Annotated in this window: 3 protein-coding genes; all 3 read right to left on the bottom strand. The window is 68.7% G+C overall.

The genetic code is table 11. The annotated features are described in order from the left end of the window. Nucleotides 1-169 precede the first annotated feature (169 nt). A complete protein-coding gene (locus tag K9U40_RS22255; protein WP_282892289.1) occupies nt 170-1765 on the bottom strand; it encodes an ABC transporter substrate-binding protein in 1596 nt (531 codons plus the stop codon). A 96-nt stretch (nt 1766-1861) separates the two neighbouring features. Beyond that, nucleotides 1862-2947 carry a tRNA pseudouridine(55) synthase TruB gene (truB, locus tag K9U40_RS22260; protein ID WP_282892290.1) on the bottom strand — a complete coding sequence of 362 codons (1086 nt, stop codon included), beginning with the start codon at nt 2945-2947 and terminating at the stop codon, nt 1862-1864. After that, entirely contained in the window at nt 2944-3384 is a 441-nt protein-coding gene (gene rbfA, locus K9U40_RS22265; RefSeq protein ID WP_282892291.1) for a 30S ribosome-binding factor RbfA, read from the bottom strand. The genes truB and rbfA overlap by 4 nt, the downstream gene beginning before the upstream one ends. Nucleotides 3385-3633: the final 249 nt, after the last annotated feature.

Below are 3633 nucleotides of genomic sequence, written 5' to 3' on the forward strand. Positions count from 1 at the left end.
CTCCCTGCCCTCCCCCGCACCGAAGCCGGATGTTTCCGGCTTCGGTTCTTGGGGAACCGAACTCGGCAACAGCCGAGTTCGGGCGGGAGAGGGCTCCACGGGTGCGCCCGGTCGAGGCAGCAGGCCTGAACGGAGATGCTGCGCCTCGGTGTTTGCCGTGCTGCCGGGCCTACTGCATCCCGATGGTGGTCAGGTCCTGGAACCAGTGCTGGGCCTGCACGAAGCTCTTCACCTTGGGCGAGAGCGCGTGCGGGTTGGTGTCGTGCACCACCCACACCAGGACCGCGTCGTCCACCACCTGCTGGTGCACCTGGGCGAGCAGCGCGTCCTGCTTCTCCACCACGAAGGTGCGCTTGGCCTCGTCGATCAGGGCGTCCACCTTGGGGTTGGAATAGAAGCCCCAATTGACGCCCACCGGCGCCACCTGCCGCGAGTCGAAGAAGCGGATGAGGGCGTAGAGCGGGTCGGAGGTCACGTAGGCGATGTTGTTGGCGGTGATGCCTTCGTTCATCGGGTCCTTCGCGCCCTTGCGCCAGGCGGTGTAGAGCGCTTCCAGCTCCACCACCTTGAACTCCACGTCCACGCCGATCTCCTTGAAGCTCGCCTGCAGGAACTCGTTCATGGGCAGGGACAGCATCTGGCCGGTGCCGCCGGCGGCGATGATGAAGGTGGCCTTCAGCGGCTTCTCCGGGGAATAGCCGGCTTCCTTCACCAGCTTCCTGGCCGCCTCGGGATCATATTTGAGGTCGAAGGCCGGCTTGCCGAACCACGGGCTGGAGGGGTCCACCTGGCCCTTGGCCGGCTTGGCGAGGCCGTTCATCAGCTCCACCACGCCGTCGCGGTCCACCGCGAGGTTGAGCGCCCTGCGCAGGCGCACGTCGGTCCAGGGCGAGCCGGGCAGCACCGAGAGGTGGTAGTTCCACACGTGCGGGGTGACGTTGGTGACGATCTTCATGCCTGCCGACTTGAGCTGGGGCACGGCGTCGGGCGCGGGGGTCTCGATCAGGTCCACCTGGCCGGCCAGCAGCGCGTTGGTGCGGGTGAGCGCCTCCGGCATGGGGATGAGGATCATGCGGTCGGTCTTGGGCAGGCGGGTCTTGTCCCAATAGTCGGGGTTTTTCACCAGCTCCAGCCGCTCGCGGGGCACCAGCTTGTCCTGCTTGAACGGCCCGGTGCCCGAGGGGCTCTGGGCGAACTTGTCCCAGTCGCGGCCGAGCTTCTCGTACTGGGCCGGGCTGGAGACCAGGAACCACAGCATCTGGTAGGGGAAGAAGGAGTCCACGTCCTTGGTGGTGATCTCGACGGTAGTATCGTCGATCTTCTTCCAGGCGGCGACGCCGGGCAGGCGGGTTTTCACCTGGGCGGCCTGGCGCTTGTCGTAGTGGGGGGCCTTCTCGTCCAGCACCTTGTCGAGGTTCCACACCACCGCATCGGCGTTGAAATCGCTGCCGTCGTGGAACTTCACGCCCTTGCGCAGGGTGAATAGCCACTTCTTCTGGTCGGCCGGGTCCACCTTCCATTCGGTGGCGAGGCCCGGCACCAGCTTGCCGGGGCGGTCGGCCACGTTCATCTCCCAGGCCACCAGCGGATCGTAGAGGGTGTAGCCGGTGAATTGATAGGCACCTGCCCCACGATCAGGCTGTCCCGTGGTCTGGGGAATGTCAGCCATGGAGATGCCGTAGCGAACCACGCTTTCGGCCCGGGCCGGGGCCGCCAGTGCAAGGGCGGCGAAAAAAGCAGCGGCTAGGCTATGTCGAAGCGCCATGAAAACGTCCTTCCGTGGAGAGCCCCCACGGAAGCAACGCAAGACGCATGCCGCATTGTATGCAATGCGCAGAATACGCTCAGCGCCGTGGCCAGCTCAGCGCTTGCCGCGGCGGGGGGACTTCTTGTCCTTCTGGCCCCAGTTGAAGACGCGGTGGGGGAAGATCTCTCCCGCCTCCACGTCGCCGATGGCGATGAGGGCGCCCTGGCAGGTGATGGCGGCATGGCCCTCCACGATGGGCGCGTCGCGCCCGCGCAGGATCACGCTCTGCCCGCAGCGCAGTCGGTGGGCGTCGGGTGGGGTGACGGCGATCTGCGGGATCTCCTCCAGCGCCAGCGCCACCGGGTCGAGGGCGTCCATGAGGGCCTCCTCGCCGGCCTCGGCGCGCTCGCGCATCTCGTCGAGGGGCACCAGGTCCTCTTCCAGGAAGGGGCCGACGCAGGCCCGGCGCAGGGCCGAGACATGGCCGCGGGCGCCCAGCATGCGGCCGAGGTCGCGGGCGATGGCGCGCACATAGGTGCCCTTGCCGCATTCCGCCTCCAGCACCGCATGGTCGGCGTCGGGCCGCTCCACGAGGTCGATGCGGAAGATGGTGACGGGACGGGGCTGGAGCACCACCTCCTCGCCCTCGCGGGCGAGGTCATAGGCGCGCTCGCCGCCGATCTTGAGCGCCGAATAGGCTGGGGGCACCTGCATGATCTCGCCCCGGAAGGCGGCAAGCGCCGCGACGATGTCGGCGTCGCTCGGGCGGTGGTCGGAGGTGGCGACCGCCTTGCCCTCGCTGTCGTCGGTGTCGGTCTCGATGCCGAAGCGCACGGTGAAGCGGTAGGTCTTGCGGCCGTCCATGACGTAAGGGACGGTCTTGGTCGCCTCGCCGAAGGCGATGGGCAGGCAGCCGGAGGCCAGCGGGTCCAGCGTGCCGGCGTGGCCCGCCTTGCGGGCGCCGAAGATGCGTTTCACCACCGCCACCGCCTGGGTGGAGGTCATGCCCGTGGGCTTGTCCAGCAGCACCCAGCCGTCGAGGTCCCGCTTTGGCGCGCGCGGGCGGTTGTCCTGCTCGCGGGAGGCGCGGGGCGCGGCGGAGCCGTCGTCCGGCTGGGCCTGAGCGGCGGCGGCCACGGGCGGCGCGTCGGCGTCAGCGGCGAGGATGGCGGCGGCTTCTGCAGCAAATTGGGCGGTCATTCGGCGTCGGTCTCTTTGTCGGTATCGGGGGTGCCGTCCGAGGACGTGTCATCAAGGTCGCGCACCACCTGGGGCGAGCGCAGCAGCGCATCCATGCGGGCGCCCTCGTCGAACGAGGTGTCCTCGCGGAAGCGCAGTTCGGGCACGGATTTCAGCTCCATGCGGCGGCCGACCTCCAGGCGCAGGTATCGGGCATTGGCCGCCAGCGCCTTGATCACCGGAGCGATGTCCTTGCCGCCGAGGGGCATGACGTAGCAGGTGGCGATCTTGAGGTCCGGCGACATGCGCACCTCGGGCACCGTGATGATGTGCGCGGTGAGCACCGGATCGGTGAGGTCGCCGCGCTGGAGCACCTCGGCGAGGGCGTGGCGCACCAGCTCGCCGACGCGCAGCATGCGCTGGGAGGGGCCGCCCCCCGTGCGGGTATCAGGTCTCATGGGTCTTGAACGCCTTTGCGGGTGCCGGGCCGGGGCCGGGGCACCTTCTCCTTCACAAGGGAGCGGGCGGGTTTGGACCGTGCCGCTCCGGTTGGTTCTTTACGCCCCCCGACGCCTGTTGCTCCCTCGCCCGCGTGCGGATCCAGCGCGCGGAAGAAGGGCGGACGGTGCCGGTAGCGCCGCCGGCACCGTTGTCAGACGGTCCTGCCGACGGAAGCGCCTTTCCCCCCTCCCAACCCCTGTCTCTTA

It is taken from the genome of Xanthobacter autotrophicus, from assembly GCF_030015065.1.
GTDB lineage: Bacteria > Pseudomonadota > Alphaproteobacteria > Rhizobiales > Xanthobacteraceae > Xanthobacter > Xanthobacter autotrophicus_D.